This window comes from Polaromonas sp. (assembly GCF_039930745.1).
Classification (GTDB): Bacteria; Pseudomonadota; Gammaproteobacteria; order Burkholderiales; family Burkholderiaceae_C; genus Polaromonas.
Genome location: NZ_JBDTTH010000041.1, coordinates 14286 through 36187, shown reverse-complemented (window position 1 = coordinate 36187; position 21902 = coordinate 14286). Strand labels below are relative to the sequence as shown.

17 protein-coding genes and 1 pseudogene are annotated in these 21902 nt (G+C 62.1%); 6 read left to right on the top strand and 12 right to left on the bottom strand.

The features are described from left to right. The 5 genes and pseudogenes from ABI660_RS13575 to ABI660_RS13555 all read right to left on the bottom strand — a co-directional run. Window positions 1–206 (bottom strand): annotated as a pseudogene (locus ABI660_RS13575) (Bcr/CflA family drug resistance efflux transporter); the annotation flags it as partial. Window positions 207–224: 18 nt separating this feature from the next. Further along, entirely contained in the window at window positions 225–1889 is a 1665-nt protein-coding gene (locus tag ABI660_RS13570) for a Na/Pi cotransporter family protein (protein ID WP_348068843.1), read from the bottom strand. A gap of 184 nt (window positions 1890–2073) precedes the next feature. Beyond that, complete coding sequence (gene lspA / locus ABI660_RS13565) at window positions 2074–2571, bottom strand: signal peptidase II (protein ID WP_348068841.1); 498 nt, start codon at window positions 2569–2571, stop codon at window positions 2074–2076. Further along, complete coding sequence (gene ileS, locus ABI660_RS13560) at window positions 2571–5390, bottom strand: isoleucine--tRNA ligase (RefSeq protein ID WP_348068839.1); 2820 nt, start codon at window positions 5388–5390, stop codon at window positions 2571–2573. Before ileS ends, lspA begins: the two co-directional genes overlap by 1 nt. A 110-nt stretch (window positions 5391–5500) precedes the next feature. After that, the gene (locus ABI660_RS13555; RefSeq protein ID WP_348068837.1) at window positions 5501–6535 is read right to left on the bottom strand and encodes a bifunctional riboflavin kinase/FAD synthetase; all 1035 of its coding nucleotides are present in this window, start codon (window positions 6533–6535) and stop codon (window positions 5501–5503) included. A 175-nt stretch (window positions 6536–6710) separates the two neighbouring features. Between ABI660_RS13555 and ABI660_RS13550 the strand changes: the two genes are divergently transcribed. Both ABI660_RS13550 and ABI660_RS13545 read left to right on the top strand, forming a co-directional pair. Continuing rightward, a complete protein-coding gene (locus tag ABI660_RS13550) occupies window positions 6711–7268 on the top strand; it encodes an HNH endonuclease (RefSeq protein ID WP_348068835.1) in 558 nt (185 codons plus the stop codon). Between the two features lie 126 nt (window positions 7269–7394). Further along, window positions 7395–7697: a hypothetical protein gene (locus ABI660_RS13545; RefSeq protein ID WP_348068833.1), complete on the top strand. Its 303-nt coding sequence runs from the start codon at window positions 7395–7397 to the stop codon at window positions 7695–7697. 352 nt (window positions 7698–8049) lie between these two features. Here the strand turns inward: ABI660_RS13545 and ABI660_RS13540 are convergent, their stop codons facing one another. The 3 genes from ABI660_RS13540 to ABI660_RS13530 all read right to left on the bottom strand — a co-directional run bounded on the left by ABI660_RS13540 (window position 8050) and on the right by ABI660_RS13530 (window position 11841). Then, window positions 8050–9426 (bottom strand): alpha/beta fold hydrolase, encoded by a 1377-nt coding sequence (locus tag ABI660_RS13540; RefSeq protein ID WP_348068847.1) that lies wholly within the window; start codon window positions 9424–9426, stop codon window positions 8050–8052. A 78-nt stretch (window positions 9427–9504) separates the two neighbouring features. Then, the gene (locus ABI660_RS13535) at window positions 9505–10620 is read right to left on the bottom strand and encodes an acyl-CoA dehydrogenase family protein (RefSeq protein WP_348068831.1); all 1116 of its coding nucleotides are present in this window, start codon (window positions 10618–10620) and stop codon (window positions 9505–9507) included. A 39-nt stretch (window positions 10621–10659) separates the two neighbouring features. Further along, window positions 10660–11841 carry an acyl-CoA dehydrogenase family protein gene (locus ABI660_RS13530; RefSeq protein ID WP_348068829.1) on the bottom strand — a complete coding sequence of 394 codons (1182 nt, stop codon included), beginning with the start codon at window positions 11839–11841 and terminating at the stop codon, window positions 10660–10662. 152 nt (window positions 11842–11993) lie between these two features. Here ABI660_RS13530 and ABI660_RS13525 point away from each other — a divergent pair, with 152 nt between their 5' ends. The 3 genes from ABI660_RS13525 to ABI660_RS13515 all read left to right on the top strand — a co-directional run bounded on the left by ABI660_RS13525 (window position 11994) and on the right by ABI660_RS13515 (window position 14490). Then, window positions 11994–13178 (top strand): MFS transporter, encoded by a 1185-nt coding sequence (locus tag ABI660_RS13525; protein WP_348068827.1) that lies wholly within the window; start codon window positions 11994–11996, stop codon window positions 13176–13178. Between the two features lie 21 nt (window positions 13179–13199). Next, entirely contained in the window at window positions 13200–13799 is a 600-nt protein-coding gene (gene purN, locus ABI660_RS13520) for a phosphoribosylglycinamide formyltransferase (protein ID WP_348068825.1), read from the top strand. A gap of 136 nt (window positions 13800–13935) precedes the next feature. Further along, window positions 13936–14490 (top strand): fasciclin domain-containing protein, encoded by a 555-nt coding sequence (locus tag ABI660_RS13515; RefSeq protein ID WP_348068823.1) that lies wholly within the window; start codon window positions 13936–13938, stop codon window positions 14488–14490. Window positions 14491–14648: 158 nt separating this feature from the next. On the opposite strand, the gene mdeB is transcribed toward ABI660_RS13515, so the two are convergent. Beyond that, entirely contained in the window at window positions 14649–17333 is a 2685-nt protein-coding gene (gene mdeB / locus ABI660_RS13510; RefSeq protein WP_348068821.1) for an alpha-ketoglutarate dehydrogenase, read from the bottom strand. Between the two features lie 102 nt (window positions 17334–17435). On the opposite strand from mdeB, the gene ABI660_RS13505 reads away from it, so the two are divergent. Then, window positions 17436–17903, top strand: a complete 468-nt coding sequence (locus ABI660_RS13505; protein WP_348068819.1) for an Lrp/AsnC family transcriptional regulator — start codon at window positions 17436–17438, stop codon at window positions 17901–17903. 12 nt (window positions 17904–17915) lie between these two features. Here the strand turns inward: ABI660_RS13505 and ABI660_RS13500 are convergent, their stop codons facing one another. The 3 genes from ABI660_RS13500 to ABI660_RS13490 all read right to left on the bottom strand — a co-directional run bounded on the left by ABI660_RS13500 (window position 17916) and on the right by ABI660_RS13490 (window position 21869). Beyond that, the gene (locus ABI660_RS13500) at window positions 17916–19748 is read right to left on the bottom strand and encodes a 7TM diverse intracellular signaling domain-containing protein (RefSeq protein ID WP_348068817.1); all 1833 of its coding nucleotides are present in this window, start codon (window positions 19746–19748) and stop codon (window positions 17916–17918) included. Window positions 19749–19981: 233 nt separating this feature from the next. Then, window positions 19982–21598, bottom strand: a complete 1617-nt coding sequence (locus ABI660_RS13495) for a peptide chain release factor 3 (RefSeq protein WP_348068815.1) — start codon at window positions 21596–21598, stop codon at window positions 19982–19984. A 25-nt stretch (window positions 21599–21623) separates the two neighbouring features. Continuing rightward, window positions 21624–21869 carry a DUF1653 domain-containing protein gene (locus tag ABI660_RS13490; protein WP_348068813.1) on the bottom strand — a complete coding sequence of 82 codons (246 nt, stop codon included), beginning with the start codon at window positions 21867–21869 and terminating at the stop codon, window positions 21624–21626. Between the last annotated feature and the right edge of the window lie 33 nt (window positions 21870–21902).

The following is a 21902-nucleotide window of genomic DNA, read 5'->3' as shown; positions in this document are numbered from 1 at the left end:
AACAGGTTCATGAAGGCAAAACCGAACAGGTAGGCCGACAGCGTCTGCTGCATCTCCACCGGTGTGGCGCCCAGCGAGCGCGCAATGCCGGAAAACGCCGGGATGTAGGTGTCGATGGAAAACGGACCCAGCATGCCCAGCAGGGCCAGCAGCACGGCCAGCGCCCAGCGCGGTGCGCGCCACAGCTGGCCGGCGTCGGGATTCATGCCGGCACGCCCCGCAGCTCAGCGCGACAGTGAATCACTGAAAGCACTGTGGCGCAGGCGGTTAGGCACCAGGGCACCGGCGGAGTCGAGGATGGGGTAGGCGATGGAGCAGATGTGCGAGTTGATGCGTTTGAGGTCGCTGATCAGGTCGATGTGCAGCGAACTGGTTTCAATGCTCTGCATGGTGTTGTCGGACAGCCGGCCCAGGTGGGTGTTGGCATAGGCGCGCTCGAGGTCGCGAAAGCGCGCTTTTTCCTCCAGCAGTTTTTTGGCGTCGCGCACGTTGCCGTTGAGGAACACGCTCATGCCCAGGCGCAGGTTGTCGAGCAGGCGCTGGTGCAGCTCGCAGATCTCGGCCATGCCGGCTTCCGAGAAGTTGCGGCCGGGCTTGATCTTCTTGTCCTCGATGTCGATCAGCACGCGTTCGATGATGTCGCCGATCTGCTCCATGTTGATGGTGAAGCTGATGATGTCTGTCCAGCGCCGGCTTTCTTCCTCGCCCAGCGCCTCGCGCGAGATCTTGGTCAGGTAGTACTTGATGGCCGAATACAGCTCATCCACGGTGTCGTCCATCTTTCGCAGGTCTTCGGCCAGCCGCAGATCGTTGTAGCGCATGACTTGCAGCACACCGATCAGCATGCTCTCGACCACGTCGGCCTGGTGCAGGGCCTCACGGGCGGCGCAGGAGATGGCCAGCGACGGGGTGGACAGCGCGGTCGGGTCCAGATGGTGCGGCCGGCCGCCGCCGGCGCCCTTGATGGGACGCGGCAGGAGTTTTTCGACCCAGCGCGCCACCACCTGCGTCCAGCCGATAAAGGCGAGGCCCACGGCCAGGTTGAACATCAGGTGAAACAGCACCACCATGGTGGCCGCTTCACCCAGGTAAGGCGACACGTGGCGCAGCCACAGGCCCACAAAAGGCGCGGCAGCGGCCACGCCCAGCAGCTTGAAGACCAGGTTGCCCATTGGCACTTGCCGCACTTCAATGGCCGAGCGCGCGGTGGTCAGCACCGCCAGCAGGCCGCTGCCCAGGTTGGCACCCAGCACCAGCCCCAGCGCCACATCCGGCGGAATCACGCTGGAGGCCGCCAGGGTGGCCGTCAGCAGCACGATGGCCAGGCTGGAATAGGACACCAGGGACAGCACGGCGCCGACGGTGATCTCGAGCAGCAGGTCGCTGCTCAGTGTGCCCAGCAAGGCCTTCACCGCCACATTGGAGGTCAGCACCGTGGTCGAGTCGGTAACCAGGCGCAGCGCCAGCAGCATCAGCCCCAGTCCGATCAGAACGCGGCCGAAGCGACCCAGATTGGTGGACTGCCGCGAGATGAAAAGCACCACGCCGGTGAAGATGAACAGCGGTGACAGCCAGGACAGGTCAAAGGAAAAGACCACCGCCATCAGGCTGGTGCCGATGTCGGCGCCCAGCATCACGGCCAGCGCCAGCGGCAGCGCGATCAGGCCCTGGCCGACGAAGGAGGAAACAATCAGCGCCGTGGCCGTGCTGGACTGCACCAGCGCGGTCACGCCCAGGCCAGAGAGTGCGGCATTGAAGCGGTTGCTGATGCTGCGTGACAACACCTGGCGCAGATTGGCCCCGAACACGCGCAGGATGCCAGTCCGAACCAAGTGGGTTCCCCACACCAACAGCGCAATGGCTGCCAATAGATTCAACAGATGCTTCATAAACTAGGAGTCACTATAACGCCCGTGCGCTGCCGGGAAGACATTCTTCGAAATGCCAGGTGGCCATGCGGGGAAGCACGATGGTAATCCCCTTCAAGCAGGGGCCGCGGGACCGGCTTTGCCGGACCGCAGGCGCAGCGCCCCCTCGGGGGGCAGCGACCCGCGCAGCGGCGGAGCGTGGGGGCTAACTTTTCTTGACCCGTAGCAGCTCGTCAAGGATGAGACAAACCGCGCCTACGGTGATGGCGCTGTCTGCCACGTTGAAGGCCGGGAAATGCCAGCCGCCGTAATGAAATTCCAGAAAGTCCACCACGTAGCCGTGCAGCAGGCGGTCGATCACATTGCCGACGGCGCCGCCCAGGATGCAGGCCAGCGCAAACGAAAACAGCTTTTGTCCGGCGTGGGACTTGAGCATCCACAGGATGAACAGCGTCGCAGCCACACCGATGCCGGTGAAGAACCAGCGCTGCCAGCCTGCGGCCGAAGCCAGAAAGGAAAAGGCCGCGCCGGTGTTGTGCGCCCGCACTATGTTGAAAAAGCTCGTCACGTAGGTGGCGTCACCCAGCTGGTAAGAGCCCAGGATCAGCACTTTGGTGAGCTGGTCGGTGATCAGGAGGATCAGCGCCAGGCCCAGCCAGGGCAACAGGCTGGGGGGTGTGGTTCCGAAGGTGGTCTTGGCCATCAGGCGAACTTTCTGGCTTCGCCTGCGCCAAACAGGTTGCTGGTGCAGCGGCCGCAAATCGTGGGGTGTTCCGCGTCGTGGCCGACGTCTTCGCGGTAATGCCAGCAGCGCTCGCATTTGACGAAAGAACTGGCCTCAACCCCTATGGATTGTGCACTTCCAGCTACTAAATCAATAGCGGATGTGATGAAGACAAATTTCAGATCATCCCCGAGGCTGGCTAGCAGCGTATGGTCGGCGGCCGGCACTTCCAGCCTGACCTGGGCCTGCAGGGACGAGCCGACCTTGCCGTCGGCGCGCAGCGCTTCAATGTCCTTGTTGACCGCGTCGCGCAGCTCGCGGATGCGGCTCCACTTGGCCAGCAGCGCGTCATTGGGCGCGGCCAGGTCGGCATAGGTTTCCATGAAGATGGACTCCGAGCTGCCGAACACCTTCCAGGCTTCCTCGGCCGTGAAGCTCAGGAAGGGCGCCATCCAGCGCAGCATGGCGTGCGTGATCTGGTGCAGTGCGGTTTGCGCGCTACGGCGGGCTAGCGACTTTGGCGCTGTGGTGTAGAGGCGGTCTTTCAGAATGTCGAGGTAGAAAGAGCCCAGGTCTTCGCTGCAGTAGATCTGCAGCTTGGAGACCACCGGGTGGAATTCGTACACCTCGTAATGCGCGAGGATGTCATCCTGCAGCTGCGCCGCGCGGCTCAGCGCGTAGCGGTCGATCTCCAGCATCTGCGCCAACGGCACGGCGTCTGTGGCCGGGTCGAAGTCACTGATGTTGGCCAGCAAAAAGCGCAGGGTGTTGCGGATGCGGCGGTAGGCGTCTACTACCCGCGCCAGAATCTTGTCGTCAATGGCGAGGTCGCCCGAGTAGTCGGTCGATGCGCACCACAGGCGGATGATCTCGGCGCCCAGCTTGCCGGACACCTCCTGCGGCGCCACCACGTTGCCTTCGCTCTTGCTCATCTTGCGGCCCTTGCCGTCCACTGTGAAGCCGTGCGTCAGCAGGCCCTTGTAGGGCGCGTGGTCGTACATGGCGCATGAGGTGAGCAGCGAGGAGTGGAACCAGCCGCGGTGCTGGTCGTGGCCCTCGAGGTACAGGTCGGCCGGCCAGGCAGACTGCTCGGCATGGCTGCGCCTCAGCACATGGAAATGGGTGGTGCCCGAGTCGAACCAGACGTCCAGGATGTCGGTGCTCTTGATGTAGTCTGGTGCATCGGCGCCGATGATGGACTCGGCGCTGGCCTTGCTCCAGGCTTCAACGCCGCCGGCCTCCACCATGGCGGCGGCCTGGTCCATGATCTCCATGGTGCGCGGGTGCAGCTCGCCGGTGGCGGTGTGGATGAAAAAGGGCAGCGGCACGCCCCAGTTGCGCTGGCGGCTGATGCACCAGTCGGGCCGGCCGGCGATCATGTCGCGCAGGCGGACCTTGCCGTTTTCGGGGTAGAAGGTGGTTTCCTCAATGGCGGCCAGGGCCAGTTTGCGCAGGGTTTGCGGCGCCTTGTCTTTGGTGAAAACGCCTTCGCCTTCGTCCATGCGCACAAACCACTGGGCCGCGGCGCGGTAGATCACCGGCGTCTTGTGGCGCCAGCAATGCGGATAGCTGTGCGTGATGTTTTCGGTGGCAAACAGGCGGCCGGCATCGCGCAGGGCGTCGATCACCAGCGGCGCGGCTTTCCAGATGTTCAAACCGCCAAACAGCGGAAGGTCATCGACATAACGGCCGTTGCCCTGCACCGGGTTCAGGATGTCGTCATAGGCGATGCCATTGGCCACGCAGGAGTTAAAGTCTTCCACGCCGTAGGCGGGCGAGGAATGCACGATACCAGTGCCGTCGTCGGCTGTGGCGTAGTCCGCCAGAAACACCGGGCTCAGGCGGCGGTAGCCGGCATCCACATCGTGCAGCGGGTGCATGAAATTGAGTAACGCCAGGTTTTTGCCTGCGGTGGTGGCCAGCACGGTGCCGGTCAGCGCATAACGTGCCATGCACTTTTCCACCAGTACCGAAGCCAGCAGCAGGATGCCGCGCTCGGTGTCCACCAGCGCGTACTCCAGTTCAGGGTTCAGGTTCAGCGCCTGGTTGGCCGGGATGGTCCAGGCGGTGGTTGTCCAAATGACGGCGAACGCGTCCTTCGCCAGGATTTTCAGCCCAAAAGCGGCAGCCAGTTTGTTGGGCTCTGCACTCTTGAAGCCAACGTCCAACGTCTGGGACTTCTTGTCGGCGTATTCGATCTCGAACTCCGCTAGCGAGGAGCCGCAGTCAAAGCACCAGTACACGGGCTTGAGGCCGCGGTACACAAAACCGCGCTCCATGATGCATTTGAGCGCGCGGATTTCATCGGCTTCGTTGCCGGGGTTCATGGTCAGGTAGGGATTGGCCCATTCGCCGAGCACACCCAGGCGTTTGAAGTCCTCTTTCTGCTGAGCGATCTGCTCGGTGGCAAAAGCGCGGCTTTTGGCCTGCACGTCGTCTCTGGAAAGATTGCGGCCATGCAGCTTTTCGATGGCATTTTCAATCGGCAGGCCGTGGCAGTCCCAGCCCGGCACATACACGGCGTCCAGCCCCTTGAGCTGGCGCGCCTTGACGATCATGTCCTTCAGGATCTTGTTGGCAGCGTGACCGATGTGGATCTGGCCGTTCGCATACGGCGGGCCATCGTGCAGCACAAACTTGGGCTTTCCGGCGCGCACGTCGCGCAGCTTTTTATAAATGCCCTTGTCGTCCCATTCCTTGACCCAGCCCGCTTCGCGCTTGGGCAGGTCGCCGCGCATGGGGAAGGGTGTGTCGGGCAGGTTCAGGGTGCTGCGGTAATCGGTTTTGGTGTCGGACATGGGATGCTTCTGTTGAGGCGGCCTGATGAGGCAGGGCCGCCGGAAATGCGGTTCGGGAAAGAAAGCGGTTCGCCCGGAAGGGTGGGCGGGGCCAGAGGCGACGAGATCGTCTAAATTCGGTCGCGTGTAGTCTGGCGGCTGGTTTCCGTGTGCATGGAGGCTGAAAACGACTTCGATGCCTCGGCAAAAAACGCCCGCGCATCGTCGCAGTCCCTGGTGATGCCCGCCTTGAGGCTTTCCAGACTGTCGTATTTCAGTTCGTCGTGCAGTTTGTGTAGCAGTTCCACGCGGATGATTTTACCGTATGCCTCCTCGGCGCCCAGGGAGGCCGGCCAGGCCAGGCAATGGGTTTCGAGCAGCACGCGGCCGCCGTTGACGTCATCCGGGTCCAGCGAAGGCCGGATGCCCAGGTTGGCCACACCGGGCAAAGGTGTGTCACCCAGGCCGAAGACCTGTACAGCAAAAATCCCGCTGGCGGCCGGTTTCCAATGCGAAAAGCGAAGATTCAGGGTTCGAAAGCCGAGATCACGCCCGAGTTTACGGCCGTGCACCACATGGCCGGAAATGCTGTAAGGCCGGCCCAGCAGGCTGGCTACGCGGGTCATCTGCCCTTGGCCCAGGGCTTCCCGCACGGCGGAACTTGAAACCCGCGTATTGCTCACTTCATAACTGTTCATGCGTGCCACCTCAAACCCCAGGCGCTCGCCGGCCGTGTCCAGCATGTTGTAGTCGCCGGCGCGTTTGGCGCCAAAACGAAAGTCGTCGCCCACCAGCACGTAGCGCACGCCCAAGCCCTTGACCAGCACGTCCTCGATGAATGCTTCGGCCGGCTGCGCAGCCAGCCGCGCATTGAAGGGCAGCACCACGCATTGGTCGATGCCGCAGTTCGCCAGCTCCGTCAGCTTGTCGCGCAGCGTGGCAATACGTGCCGGCGCCAGCTCGGGTTTGCGCGCCGCCGCGGCAAAGTAGTCGCGCGGATGCGGCTCGAAACTCATCACGCAACTGGGAATGCCCCGGTGTTGCGCCTCGTTTTTCAGCAGTGCCAGCATGGCCTGGTGGCCGCGGTGCACGCCATCGAAGTTGCCAATCGTCAGCGCGCACTGCGCCGCAAGCTGGGGGTGGTGGTAGCCGCGGAAAACTTTCATTGCGAAACCTTCATGCTGCCAATTATCGTTTTAATAGCGCCTCGGGTCGGTTGGACAAGGGCCGCGAGCCTGAAAAGGGCTGATGCCCCGGCTTTGTCATGAATTCCCTGTATATTGAGGTCTCAAGCAGTTTGAGTCCGGTTTCCATGCGTTTTTCTAAATGTTGGAGGTTCGTTTGAAGGTCTTGAAGCTCTCAGCCCAAGGGTTGCCACAGTCGTGGATCAGCCTCGAACAAGCCGTGCTGCACTATGCATCGGATGAAGTGCGCTGGGAGATGGGTGCGCAGGTGGCTGTGTTTCACGGCGGGCACAACGCCATCACCGGCAACCAGTCCATCATCACCATCAACAGCATCATCGGCACCAAGGGCGTGCCCAACATCAACCCCTTCAACCTCAAGCCGGGGCTGACCAACGGCAAACTGTTCGCCCGCGACCGCAACATCTGCGCCTACTGCGGTGACCATTTCCACGAGGAAGACCTGACCCGCGAACACATCATTCCGTTTGCACAAAACGGCATCGACACCTGGATGAACGTGGTCACTGCCTGCCGCGCCTGCAACCACCGCAAAAGCAACCGCACGCCCGAGCAGGCGCACATGCCGCTGCTCTACACGCCCTACGTGCCCAGCCTGTGGGAAGACTTCATCCTGCGCAACCGCCGCATCCTGGCGGACCAGATGGAGTTTTTGATGGCGCATGTGCCTAGGACTTCGCGGCTGCTGGTTTGAATCTGCGTGGCATGTCATGGCGGGCTTCGCAGGGGCAATTGCAATCCATGGGCACAGCTGATCCCGCCGGATAAACTGGATCGCCAGAATATCCGACGATCTACATCACGTTAAAGCGTAATGAGCATGACCGTGGCCAGCCGCCATTTTTTGATCGCGATCACGCTCTCGCTGATACTGGCAAGTCCGTTCTCCCTGTTCGCAAGCTATGCGGCACTTGAACACAATCCGCAGGAGGAGTTCTGTGGTTTCATCAAGTCGCCGGCTCAAGCAAACTACACCTCACAAGGTGACCCTTGCACGATCAAGTGGAGCGAGATTGCGCTGGTCTTCGGAAGTTGGTTTGTGCCGCAATTTCTCTTGTTCGCGATCTGCCAGGTTCTGTGGGCTCGCCGCCGACAACGAAGGATGAAGGGTGATGCCCTTTAACATGTCATATATGGACTCCCCCACAAGCGCAAGAAACTGATCGATAGTTTGGCTGGTGGGAAGCGCCTGCAGTCGTACATCCGGCATTTGTCGTGGCCGTGATGTCAAAGAATTTGCACCCGGCACGCAGCAGGAAACGCAGTGCACAGCCAGACAGAGTGGGTGCAGATAACTTGTAGTGCCAAATTGGCCACCAGCCCTTTGGTGATGGGCGCAAGCAGCTATCACTGTGATAGCAATCCGAAGCCCCTATTGAGAACCCCATCAACCACGAAAGAGCCCTTCGTCAAGCTCAGGGCAGGCTTCGACAGGCTCAGCCCGAACGGTGGAGAGCCGTGATTTTCAAAAGAACTCAGTAAGTCAGCTCCAGCACCACCAAATGGCCATCGGCCATAGGCCACGTTCTGCCGGTGATTTTTTCGCCGTTGAACTCGGCGGAAATCGGGCGATTGCCGTCCTGGCTCAGGTTGATTTTGGACGTGGACACGCCAGCGCCGGCGGGCGGTACCCCGGGCAGTGCCTTGCCGTCGAACGACATCTTGTCGCGGGTCGCGTCGAAGTAGCCTCGTGGCCGTGTCAGCGCGACACTGGCCTTGGCGCTTTTGTCGGCCTCGGCCGGGCGGTCGGCGCGCAGGTGGATGATGCTGCTGGAGCGCGGGAAGGGGCTGCGGTAGATGTGGGTGGTGGCGTAGCCCGGCGCGGTGATCACAAATTCGTATTGCACACCGGCCTGTGCGGTGAACGGTCCCCAGAGGCCATCGGGGCCTACCGTCTTGCTGTGCACGGCGTTGCCCTGGCGCGCGCCTGTGGCGGCGTCTGTGGCGTACACCGCCAGTTGCGCCCCCGGCAGCGGCAGGTTGTTCGAATAGTTGCCCGACGCCGGGTCGGTGGGCCGCAGGCCCAGCCCGGTGATCTTTCCGTTCAGCACCACCGGTGTTTCAGGCTGGATGGTGCGTGTCTGTGCGGACTTTCCGGTGATGAAGCGGTAGGTCGCTTCAAACGCTGCCGGAGAAAAGGAAGTCTCGCGGTGGTCAACCCGCGGCAACACCACGTTGGTTGCGCCTTTGAGGGCTGGGCCTTCAAAACTCACATTGGTCGGCGTGCCTTTGGCGCCAATCCACACGCCGTCGGGCTGGGCGAACTTGTCGTTGTTGTCTGAGCGCAAGGTCAGCCACTTGACCGGTCCGGTGACTTCGTCGCCGGCCGCATTTTTTGGCGCATTGAGTGCGGTCAGAAAGGGGCCGGTGCCGGCAAATTCATTGACTTCGCGAAAGCCCTTGATGGACCAGACGCCGTGGTTGGGCGTGCCGCCCAGAATGGCGTGGCTCACGCGGCTGGCGCCGCCGCCGTTGTAGATGTAGTTGCGAATCGCATTGCCGCCGCGCGAGTTGCCGAGCAGCACGACTTGCCGCGCGCCGGTGGCCTGCAGCACTTTGTCGACTTCTGCCTTCAGGTAAGCCATGTGTTCCACGGTCGAGGTGCGGCCGGGCTGGGCCTTGCCGTCGTCGTCGCGCGCCAGCGGGTAAGGCACATCGATGGCATGCAGGCGCTCGCGCGGCCAGCCATTGGACTCGAAGCGCCATATCGTGCTTTGCCAGATGGAAGCACTGTCGCCGTTGCCGTGCACAAACACGATGGGCGGGTGTTCCCCGGGTGCGGGCGTTGTGGCGCAACCGGCCAGCATCAGGCCGGTGGCAGCAAGCACGAGAAGAAGGCGGCGGTGCAACATCATGGTTTGTCTCCTGGGGTTAAAAAGTACCCGTGGTTCATGCCACAGAGCATCGTTTCTCGATATGTCGCCGGCAAGTCAGGCGAAGACGCCGGCAGTCTCCTGCATCCTGCCAGAGACTTCACCCAGATGGTGCAAGGTGTCGCCAAAACTCATTTCCATTTGTGTCAGCCGCTTGAAATAATGGCTGACTATGTATTCATCGGTCACGCCGATGCCGCCGTGCAGCTGCACCGCTTGCTGGCCGATGAAGCGCATGGAGACACCGAGCTGGTACTTGGCGCGGGCCATGGCGGCGCGGCGTTCTGCAGTCGGCGCATTGAGCTTGAGCGATGCGTAATAACTCATGGAGCGCGCGAGCTCCAACTGCATCTTCATGTCGGCCATGCGATGGCGCAGGGCCTGGAAGCTGCTGATGACCACGCCGAACTGCTTGCGCGTGTTCATGTACTCGACGGTGATGGCCATCGTCTTGTCCATCACACCTACAGCTTCGGCGCAGGTGGCAGCAATGCCGATGTCGATGGAATGCTCCAGGGCGGTCAGGCCGTCCAGCGTGATGAGGCTGGCGGGTGAGTCTTTCAGCAATACCTCAGCCGCGCGGCCGCCGTCCTGCGTGTTGTAGCCACGGGTGGTCACACCAGCTGCCGTGCGTTCCACCAGGAACAGCGCAATCTTGCCCTTGACCTGTGCCGGCAAGATGAAGGCGTCCGCCTGGTCGCCCGCAGGTACTATGCTTTTTGTAGCTGTCAGCGTCCAGCCAGAGCCGGCTGGAGCCGCTTTTGCTGCACAAATATCAAGCTGGTAGCGGGCGGCCCGTTCCTGCGAGGCCAGCACCACCAGCGCTTCACCGCCAGCAATTTTTGGCAGCCAGGCGGCTTTGACATCGGCGGGGGCGTAGCTGGACAACACGGCACCGGCAATCAGTGTCTGGACCAGCGGTTCCAGCACGATGCCGCGGCCGAGTTCTTCCATGACGACCATGCCTTCCACCGGCCCCATGCCCATGCCGCCGTCGTCCTCGGGGATGTACAGGCCTGCCAGGCCCAGCTCGGCCAGTTGACCGTAAGCCTCGCGAGAGAAACCGCCAGCCTTGGCGATGCCACGGCGGCGCTCGAAGTCATAAGCTTTATCGACCCACTTGCGCACTGCGTCGCGCAGTTGTTCCTGGTCGTCTGTGAAATCAAAATCCATGCTGATGCTCCAAATTTTTTGAGGTTGCGCAGTGAGCTTTCAGCCCAGAACGAATTGCGACACGATGTTGCGCTGCACTTCGTTGGAGCCGCCGTAAATCGTGGTCTTGCGCAGGTTGAAATAAGTCGATGCCAGCGGCGCATTGGCCGTGACGCCGCCCGGAAAGTCGCCCTGCCAGCCGGCTTCCATGGCTTCCTCGATGAAGGGCAGGCTGAAGGGGCCGGCGGCCAGCATCATCAGCTCGCTGTAACGTTGCTGGATTTCGCTGCCGCGGATTTTCAGCAGGCCGGCGATGTCCAGCGAGTTCTTGCCGGATTTTTCGGCCGAGAGTACACGCAGTACCAGCATTTCGAGTGCCACCACGTCCACTTCGAGCTTGGCGATTTCGTCGCGAAAGCGTGCGTCTTCGTAAACACCTTCGGCTTTCGCGATGCGTTTGAGCCGCTCGAGCTCGCGTTTGGCGCGGTTCACGTCGGCAATGTTGGTGCGCTCGTGGCTGAGCAGGTGTTTGGCGTAGGTCCAGCCCTTGTTTTCTTCGCCAATCAGGTTTTCGGCCGGCACTTCGACGTTGTCGAACCAGACTTCGTTGACCTCGGCCTCGCCGTCGAGCAGCACGATGGGCCGCACGGTGACGCCGGGCGACTTCATGTCGATCAGCAGAAAACTGATGCCGGTTTGCGGCTTGCCTTCGCTGCTGGTGCGCACCAGGCAGAAAATCCACTCGCCGTACTGGCCGAGTGTGGTCCAGGTTTTCTGGCCGTTGACGATATATTTGTCGCCCTTGCGTTCGGCCTTGCACTTCACCGACGCCAGGTCAGAGCCCGAACCCGGTTCGCTGTAGCCCTGGCTCCACCACACTTCGCCGCTGGCAATGCCGGGCAGGAAACGTTGTTGCTGTTCAGGGCTCCCGAAAGCCATGATGACGGGCGCCACCATCACCGGGCCAAAGGGCACCACGCGCGGCGCGCCGGCCAGTGCGCATTCCTCTTCGAACAGATGTTTTTGCACGGCGTTCCAGCCCGGGCCGCCAAATTCCTTGGGCCAGCCATGGCCGAGCCAGCCTTTTTTGCCGAGGATTTTGGCCCAGCGCTGCATGTCGTCACGCGACAGGCGCAGGGCGTTGTGCACTTTGTGCGAGATATCGGCCGGCAGGTTGGCACCCACCCAGGCGCGTATGTCTTCGCGGAATTTCTGTTCTTCAGGGGTGAAAGCTAGATCCATAAGGCGTGTGTCTCCATCGGGTTCAGGTGCTGCGGCTGTTTTAGCACGGTCGTTCGCAATTTTATGTCCCAGTTGGGACAAATAGCGAGGGATTCTGCCTTGCAGAACGTGGTGCCAGGCGGGCTCGGTCTGCCCGGGATAATCAGCGCATCTTGCCGTCTTACCGAACCATCATCAGTGCCCTCAGCATTGGCCAGATTCTTGTCTGGGCCATCATGTATTACGGCTTCTCTTCCTTTGTGCTGCCCATGCAGCGCGACATGGGCTGGAGCCAGCCGGACGTCATGGGCGCGTTCACGCTGGGTCTGATGGTCTGGGGCCTGGCGACTTATGCGGTGGGTGCCGCGATTGACCGTGGGCGTGGGCGGGTGGTGCTCACCGGCGGGGCCCTGCTGGGTGCGGCCGGCTGCGCGCTCTGGTCGCAGGCACACAGCCTGCCGATGCTCTACGCCGCCTGGGGGGTGCTGGGTCTGGCCATGGCGATGACGCTGTATGAGCCGGCCTTCATGGAGATCACCAAACGTTTCCCCGAGCGTTACCGCCAGGGCATCACCACCGTCACGCTGCTCGGTGGCTTTGCCAGCACGCTGTCGTTTCCGGCGGTCGCCTGGCTGCAGGCCCGTCTGGGCTGGCGGCCGGCACTGCTGGTGATGGCGCTGGTCTTGCTACTGGTGGCACCGCTGCACGCGTGGGTGCTGCGCGGCACCTGGAAGCGCCCTTTGATGGCCGGCGCCGTGCCGGTGCAAGCTACACAGGACCAGGCCACGCTGCGCCAAGCCATGCAGGGCTCAACCTTCTGGCTGCTGACAGCCACCTTCACGCTCTACACCTTTGCGCTGTCCACGGTGTGGGCCCACCTGATGCCGGCGTTCGAATCACGCGGGTTCACCCAGGACGAAGCGGTGGCCGTGATGGTCTGGTTTGGTCCGGCGCAGGTGGTCGGACGCTTTGCCTTCTTGTGGCTGGGCCGCTCGCTGAATCACCGCGCGCTGGGCCTGGCCGTGCTGGCCCTGTTTCCGCTGACGCTGGTGCTGTTTGCGCTGGGCCGCCAGCCCATGGTGCTGGTCGCTTTTGCGGTGTTGTTCGGCGTGGCCAACGGCTTGATCACCATTGTTCGCAGCAACATCGTGCCGGACTTTTATGGCCGCGAACATGTGGGGCGCATCAGCGGCGCCATGTCGGGCATTGCACTGTGTACCCGCGCCGCTGCGCCTTTTCTCACGGCCTGGGCTCTGCTTGGGCTCGGTGGCTACACCGGCCTGCTCTGGCTGCTGGTGGGCATGGGCGCGGTGTCGCTGGCGCTGTTTGCGCTGGCCAAGCCGCCGCAGCAGCCCTGATCGCGATAATCCAGAACACCTATGCCCAGCAAGACAAAAAAAAACATCGTGATCCTGATTTCCGGCAGCGGCTCCAACATGGCCGCCATCGTTCGGACTGCGCAGCAGCAGGACTGGCAGCGGCAATTTGGCGCGGGCGTTGCGGCGGTGATCAGCAACCGGGCAGACACCGGTGGCTTGCAGCTGGCGCAGTCGCTGGGTATTGCCACGCAGGTGCTGAGCCACAAGGCCTTTGACTCGCGCGAGGCTTTCGACGCTGCGCTGATGGCACTGATCGACGGCTACCAGCCCGCGCTGGTGGTGCTGGCCGGTTTCATGCGCATTCTCACGCCGGGTTTCGTCAACCATTACGCCGGACGCCTGATCAATATTCATCCCTCATTGCTGCCGGCCTTTACCGGCTTGAACACACACCAGCGCGCGATTGACGCGGCTTGCACGGAAGCCGGCTGCACCGTGCACCAGGTCACCGCCGAGCTGGACCACGGGCCCATCCTGGCCCAAGCCGCTGTGCCGGTGCTGCCGGGCGATACCGCGGAAACCCTGTCTGCACGTGTGCTGGTGCAGGAGCACCTTCTGTATCCACAAGCGGTGCATGACTGGTTGCAGAGCCAGCCCTGAGCCGCAGCCGCCGCAAAAAATACCCGGGTAGCGAACACGGTTGAATCCAGTCCTGCACTGGTTCCGTATTCAGAACAGCCGTTGATGTCCAGCCTGGATGTCGGTTCATTGTTCAACTTCACCAAAGGGTATTCACATGCAGACGAAACACAAACTCGCTTCCATCGGCCTGGCCGCCGTCATGTCTCTAGCCGCTGCTTCTTCCTTCGCGCAGGTCATGGTGGGCGGTGCACCCATGCTGGCTTCCAAGGACATCATCGACAATGCCGTCAACTCGAAAGACCACACCACGCTGGTTGCCGCGGTCAAGGCTGCTGGCCTGGTTGATACGCTGAAAGGCCCCGGCCCGTTCACCGTGTTTGCACCGACCAACGCTGCTTTTGCCGCGCTGCCCGCGGGCACCGTAGAGACCCTGCTCAAACCCGAGAACAAGGGCATGCTGACCGGCATCCTGACTTACCACGTGGTGGCCGGCAAATGGGACGCTGCCGCCATCAGCAAGATGATTGCGGACGGCAAGGGCATGGCCTCGATCAAGACCGTGGCCGGTGGCACGCTGACGGCCAAGGCCATGGGCGGAAAAGTCATGGTGATGGATGAAAAAGGCGGCTCGGCCACCGTGACGATTGCCGACGTGTACCAGTCCAACGGCGTGATCCACGTGGTGGACAAGGTGCTGCTGCCGAAATAATTCCTGCTTGGCCTGCTCGAGGCCGGTCTGAAATGAAAAGCCCCTGCACGGTTCACGCCGCGCGGGGCTTTTTAGTTTGTCATACCGGGCTTGACCCGGTATCCATGGCTTCTGACTTCCGTGCAGTACTTGCGTGACCCGGGACCCTGGATTGCGGATCAAGTCCGCAATGACACGCTCAGCTGATGCAACGCAGCGTTGACGATGCTTTGGGCATCCACACCAAAAAAATTGCGCAGGGCCGCGCGTGTGTCGCTGCGGCCGAAGCCGTCGGTGCCCAGCGTCAGGTAGCTGCGTCCGGTTGGCAGGAAGGCGCGAATGCTTTCGGGCACGGCGCGCACGTAGTCGGTGGCGGCGATGATGGGGCCCTGGCTGTGGCGCAACTGCTGGGTGACGAATGCCTCGGGCGTGGACTCACCGCGCAGCGCCAGCTGCTGGCAGGCCGCGCCATCACGCGCGAGTTCGCTCCAGCTGGTCACGCTGTAAACCGTGGCTTCGATGCCCTGCTGCGCCAGCTGCTGCGCGGCCTTGATGACCTCGGTCAAAATCGCGCCGGAGCCTAGCAAGGTGATTTTTTCAGGTGTTTTAGTGCTCTGGCCCTTATGTGGCGGGGGAAAGTAGCTATTGAAGTGATAGCAGCCACGAACAATGCCGGCTTCTGATCCTGGCCGCAAATCGGGCTGGGCGTAGTTCTCGTTCATCAGCGTGACGTAATAGAAAACGTCCTGCTGCTCCACCATCATCTCCTGCATGCCGCGCTCAAGGATGACGGCCAGTTCGCAGGCAAAGGCCGGGTCGTAGGCCTTGCAGTTGGGTATGGTCGCGGCCACCAGGTGGCTGGAGCCGTCCTGGTGCTGCAGGCCTTCGCCGCCCAGCGTGGTGCGGCCCGACGTGGCGCCCAGCAGGAAGCCGCGTGCGCGCTGGTCGGCGGCGGCCCAGATCTGGTCGCCGACGCGCTGGAAACCGAACATGGAGTAGTAGATATAAAAAGGCAGCATGGCCAGCCCGTGCACGCTGTAGCTGGTGGCGGCCGCCGTCCAGCTGGCCAGTGCACCGGCCTCGCTGATGCCTTCTTCGAGAATCTGCCCGTCCAGCGCCTCGCGGTAACTCAGCACCGAGCCTATATCTTCCGGCGCGTACTTCTGGCCGACGCTGGAATAGATGCCAACCTGCTTGAACAGATTCGCCATGCCGAAGGTGCGTGCTTCATCGGCGACGATGGGCACGATGCGCGGGCCGAGTGATGCATCTTTCAGCAACCCGCCCAGCATGCGCACAAAAGCCATGGTGGTGCTCATCTCCTTGCCGTCGGCGCCGAGGGCAAAGTTGGCGTAGGCGGACAGCGCCGGAATTTCAATCACTTGCGCAGTGGTTTCGCGTTTAGGCAAATAACCGCCAAGCGCGGTGCGCCTGGCATGCAGGTATTGCATTTCCGCGCTGTCTGCGGCCGGCTTGTAAAACGCCAGTTGCCTCGCCTGCTCATCGCTGAGCGGGAGGTTGAAGCGGTTGCGGAATTCGAGCAGATCGCTCTCGTCGAACTTCTTCTGCGAATGCGTGGTCATCTTGCCCTGGCCGGCGCTGCCCATGCCGTAACCTTTTTTGGTGTGCGCCAGGATGACGGTGGGCTGGCCGGTGTGGTTTGCGGCTGCGGCGTACGCCGCGTGGATTTTCACGAGGTCATGGCCGCCTCGCTTCAAGCGGTCGATCTGTTCGTCGGTCATGCCCTGCGCCAGGCGCGCGAGTTCTTCGTTCTGGCCGAAGAAGGTGTCGCGGTTGAAGCGGCCATCCTTGGCTGCAAAGGTCTGCATTTGGCCATCGACAGTATGGGCAAAGGCCTGCGTCAGTGCGCCAGTGAGGTCGCGCGCGAACAGGCCATCCCAGTCGCTGCCCCAAACCAGCTTGATGACGTTCCAGCCCGCGCCGGCAAACAACTTCTCGAGTTCGTCGATGATGCGGCCATTGCCGCGCACCGGGCCATCGAGCCGCTGCAGGTTGCAGTTGACGACCCAGACCATGTTGTCCAGGCCTTCGCGTGCGGCGAGCGTCAGCGCGCTCATCGATTCAGGCTCGTCCATTTCGCCGTCGCCAAACACGCCCCAGACTTTTCTTCCCGCGCAGTCAAGAAGGCGGCGGTGGGTCAGGTAACGCATGAAGCGCGCGTGGTAAATCGAGCTGATCGGGCCTATGCCCATCGAGCCCGTGGGGAACTGCCAGAAACCGGGCATCAGGTAAGGGTGCGGGTAGCTCGACAGACCCTGCGCGCCTTGTTGTGCGGCAGAGAGCTCCTGCCGATAAAAGCCCAGATCGTTTTCATTGAGCCGGCCTTCGAGGTAGGCGCGGGCATACACCCCCGGTGCGCTGTGCGGCTGGAAGAACACCAGGTCGCCACGGTGCTGGCCTTGACCCAGGCCTTCGCGCGCATGAAAGAAGTGGTTGAAGCCGGTCTCAAACAAGTCGGCCGCACTGGCATAACTGGCAATGTGGCCGCCGAGTTCGGCAGAGCCGCCGGATTCTGCCTGGTTGGCGCGCACCACCATGGCCAGCGCGTTCCAGCGCATCAGCGAGGCCAGGCGTTCTTCCATGGCAAGGTCGCCGGGAAACACTGGCTGTTCGTTGACACCGACGGTGTTGACGTAAGGCGTGGCGAGTTCTGGCTTCCAGCCCACGCGCTGCTCGCGTGCAAGCCGGGCCAACTCGTCGAGCAGGTAACGCGCGCGGACGGGGCCTTGCGTGGCCGCCAGCGCCACAAAGGCTTCACGCCACTCGGCGGTTTCCTGCGGATCGGTGTCGGCGCTGTTCATGTCAGTGGAGAGCAGGGTGTGGAAGGGGACGGAGGCATTCATGCGGTCAATATAGGCGCCTTGGCTCAACATGAGGTGTTAAATAACGTCGCTAAAAATGCTTTCTGCGGCATAAAATGCTTCAAATTGTCAAAACAGAATGCGATGAAGCTGGATACCCTTGATTTACGGATACTCGATGAATTGCAGCGAGACGGCTCCCTCTCCAATGTGGAGCTGGCCAAGCGGGTGCATTTGAGCCCTTCGCCCTGCCTGGCCCGCGTCAAGGCACTGGAAGCGGCGCGCGTGATTGACCGCTATGTGGCAATTGCCAGTGCGGCGGCCCTGGGTCTGGGCTTGAGCGTGTTTATTTCCATCAGCCTGCGCTCACAGAACAAGGACTCGCTGGCCGAGTTCGAGCGGCGCATTGCTGAACACGACGAAGTCATGGAGTGTTACCTGATGACGGGTGACAGCGACTACCTGATCCGCGTGGCCGTGGCCGACATTGCGGCGCTCGAAAAATTCATCCTCGAGCAGCTCACGCCAATTCCGGGCATAGAAAAAATCCGCTCGAGTTTTGCGCTCAAGCAGGTGCGCTACAAAACCGCGCTGCCTCTGCCTGGGCCCTGAAGACGGTGCCTCCTACGCCCGCCGCGGTGCCAGTTTTTCGTCATGCAGGGTCGGATGCGACACCTCGATGGCATTGATTTTGGCCACCAGATCCTCCCGGCGCATGCCGTTCTCTGCCGGAAGGCTGACCCGCTCATCGGCAGCATCGACAAACTGGACGTAAAGCTTGGGCCCTGAGGCCATTCGCCGCAGGCGTCTCTGAAGGCTGTCGATGATTTGCTGTCCGGTCTGGGCACCCGGCGTGCCGTGCCATATGGCGATATGCAGGTTGAACGCATTGGGTTCGTCAAGCTTGTTCGACAGGCGGATGCAGTCGGCCAGGACCTTGGTGGAGACCTCGGAGACGGCTTCGCGGTTGACCGGGCCTTCAATAAGCATCAGGAAGAGGTTTTCTTCGTATCGGACCACCGTGTCCATGTCGCGCGCGGCCCGTCGCAGGATTTCGCCGATGCGCGAAAGCGCGGTGCTGCGTTTCTGGTCGCTCAGCTCATCGGGGCTTGGCAACTGGTCCAGCCAGCGCAGCATCACAATGCCGCATTCGGTGTGCCTGCGCCGGGCGCGCAGCAGCATTTGCCCGAGCCGGCTGTCAATCACTCGGGGTAGCATCAGCCCGCTGGCCGGGTCATAAGTTGCAAGCGCGGCACCGCGATGGGTGGAAAACAGCGCCGCCCGGCTGCGCCATGCCAGCACAAAAAAGATCCACAGCAGGCCGACCATGGCCGACAGCACGCCCGCCGCCTGGGCCGCTTCGATGTTCATCACCCAGCCGGCGTTGTAGGAAAGCCGTGCCAACGCTGCCAGCGCTATAGGCGCGATACCCAGCAGCAGCAGCAGGTTCCACGCTTGCCCACGCAGGGACATCCACACCAGGCTGCCGAGAATCGACAGGATGGCAAGCGCCAGCCACAGGTTGCGCAGGTCGCGCGGAATGAAGGTCCGGTCAATCGCCATCAGGCCGGCCATGAGGAGGCTGCCTGCGGTGATGGCGACCAGCAAGCGGTAGACGCGTGGGTGGCCGCTTCGGGCGTAGCTTGCGTGGGCGCAGAACCAGGCACCCGCGGCCATGCTCAGCGCGGACGAGACCCAGGCCATGACTTGGTTGAGGTGCGCGCTGCCCGGCCATATGCGCCAGCCGCCGTAGCCGATCAGCACCAGCTGCGTGAACATCAGCGCCACCACCACAGCGCCAAACCACAGGAACACCCGGTTGCGTGTGATCGCGAACGCGGCCAGGCTCAGCGCGGCCAGCACGCTGAACATGCCCCACATCAGGCCAATCACCACACCCACGCGGGACGCGCCGTCCACGTACTCGATGGGTGTCAGCAGCATGGGCCGGCCGGTAACCGGGCGGTTGTTCTCGAAGCGCAGGTAGTAAGTCTGCATGCGGTCGCTGTGGGTCTGCAGCTCAAAGCTCGGCACGCGTGTGCGCAACGACCAGTCGGCCGGTGCCAGCGCTTCGCCGGCAGACTGGACCAGCCAGCCGCCCTGGGGACCCCGCGAATAAAGACTCGCCCTGAAGATCACCTGGCCCGGCAGCCGGATGAACCAGGTTTGCAGGGTTTCAGTGGCGGGCAGCGAGAAGCTGACCCAGACGTCCTGCCGGTTTGACGTGGGAAGAACAGTTTTGTCGGTGTAGGGCTGGAAGCCCCAGGGTTCGGCGGCAGCAAAAGCGTCGGGTGACGCCACCGAATCTTTGGGCACCACCACCCATTGCAGCGGCTGGGCCAGCGCAGGCGTGATGCTGTCGCCGTACAGCCGGTCAAAGTCCTGCGCATGGCCTGTCTGCAGCACCAGGCAAAGCAGCATCATGAAAAAACTGCGCAAGCTTGCCTTTGTGTACATCGGCATAGCTTATGGCAAAAGCGCCGCTTGACTGGCTGCCGGACCGCAGTAATCTGGACGTCACAGGAATTCAACACGGTGCGTCTTCCATCAACAAGGGATGACACATGCCTTGTTCTTGCCCCACGCTTGCCTCACCGATTTTCTGAAAATCAACTGAGTGGAGATGATGCAGACGCTATTGAATTAATAGCTGCTTGCGCCCGTTCGATAAGGGCTAGAGGCCTAAAACGCTATATTTTTGACTGAAACACCAGTCCGGCGTGTTCACGCAGCGCATGGAACTTGATCTTCGGCCATTGCTGTTCCACGGCACGCAGGGTGGCGCTGTGGTCCACCAGGAGCGTGGGTGCATCCACCGCGTCGAGTGCCACGCGATGCGAATTGGCGTCCATGAATTTCTTCAGCTCGTTCGGATCGTCGCTGGTGACCCAGCGCGCCAGGTTGAACTGGCTGCCCATGATGCGGGCCTTGACTCCGTATTCATGCTCCAGCCGGTGCGCGACGACTTCAAACTGCAGCTGGCCGACTGCGCCCAGCAACAGCAATGAGCCGGCAATCGGGCGGAATACCTGGATTGCGCCTTCCTCGCCAAGCTGGGTCAGGCCGGCGCGCAACTGCTTGCTGCGCAGCGGGTCGGCCACTTCGACGGCGCGGAACATTTCCGGCGCAAAAAAGGGCAGGCCGGTGAACTGCAGCGCTTCGCCTTCGGTCAGCGTATCGCCGAGCTGCAGCACGCCGTGATTGGGAATGCCGATGATGTCCCCGGCGAAGGCAGTGTCGAGCAGCTCGCGGCGCTGGCTCATGAAGCTCACCACGGTATTGGGGCGCAGCTCCTTGCCGCTGCGCACCACCTTCAGACGCATGCCGCGCGTGAACTCGCCGCTGGCGACGCGCAGGAAAGCAATACGGTCGCGGTGCGCCGGGTCCATGTTGGCCTGGATCTTGAAGACCACGCCGGAAAACTTCTTTTCTTCTGGCTGCACGATCCGCTGCATGGCTGCGCGTTCGGCAGGTGCCGGCGCCAGGTCCACCAGCGCATCCAGCACTTCCTGCACACCGAAGTTGTTGATGGCCGAGCCAAAAAACATCGGCGTCTGCTTGCCGCTCAGGAATTCTTCGCGGTTGAATTCGGGCGAGGCGCCTTCGAGCAACTCCAGCTCGTCCTGCGCCTGGGTGAACTCGGCGCCAAAACGCTTCGCGGCTTCCGCGTTGTCCAGGCCCGCCAGAATTTCATCGTCGCCGCCGGCCTTGTCTTCGCCGGGGCTGAAGACGCGCATGCGTTTTTCGCGCCGGTCATACACACCATGGAAGAGCTTGCCCATGCCGACCGGCCAGGTGAAGGGCACGACCGTCATGCCGAGTTCCTGCTCGATCTCGTCCATCACGCTCATCGGGTCCTGCACCTCGCGGTCCATCTTGTTGACAAAGGTCAGGATGGGCGTGTTGCGCGCGCGGCAAACCTGCAGCAGGCGGCGTGTCTGCGGCTCAACGCCGTTGGCCGCGTCAATCACCATGAGCGCGGCATCAACAGCGGTCAGCACGCGGTAGGTATCTTCCGAGAAATCCTGGTGGCCGGGGGTATCGAGCAGGTTGATCACGCAGTCGCGGTATTCCATCTGCATGACCGAAGAGGCCACCGAGATACCGCGCTGCTTTTCGATCTCCATCCAGTCGGACGTCGCGTGGCGCGCGGCCTTGCGCGCCTTGACGCTGCCGGCGATCTGGATCGCACCCGAGAACAGCAGCAGCTTTTCGGTCAGCGTGGTTTTACCCGCGTCAGGGTGGGAAATGATGGCAAACGTGCGGCGGCGTTTGACCTGTTTTTCGATTTCGGTGGATTCGGACATAACCCGCCATTATCGGCGAGGCAGGTCAGTGCTCTGCCTGGTGCTGCCTGGCAAAGCGCGGCTGGCGCACGCCGTCAATCACCACCTCTTCATTAAACATGGCCGCCGGCCGCACCCATAGGCCTTGTTCGCCATACAGGGCGCGGTACAAGGTCATGGGCTCCAGGCTTTCGCTGTGCCGCACCGTGCCCACCACCTCGTACATCAGGCCCTTGTAATGACGGTACAGGCCAGGGGGTGTTTCGATCAGGGGCGGAAGGTCGTCGGACATGGGCATCCAGAGTGAAAAGCTGCGCTGCGGGCC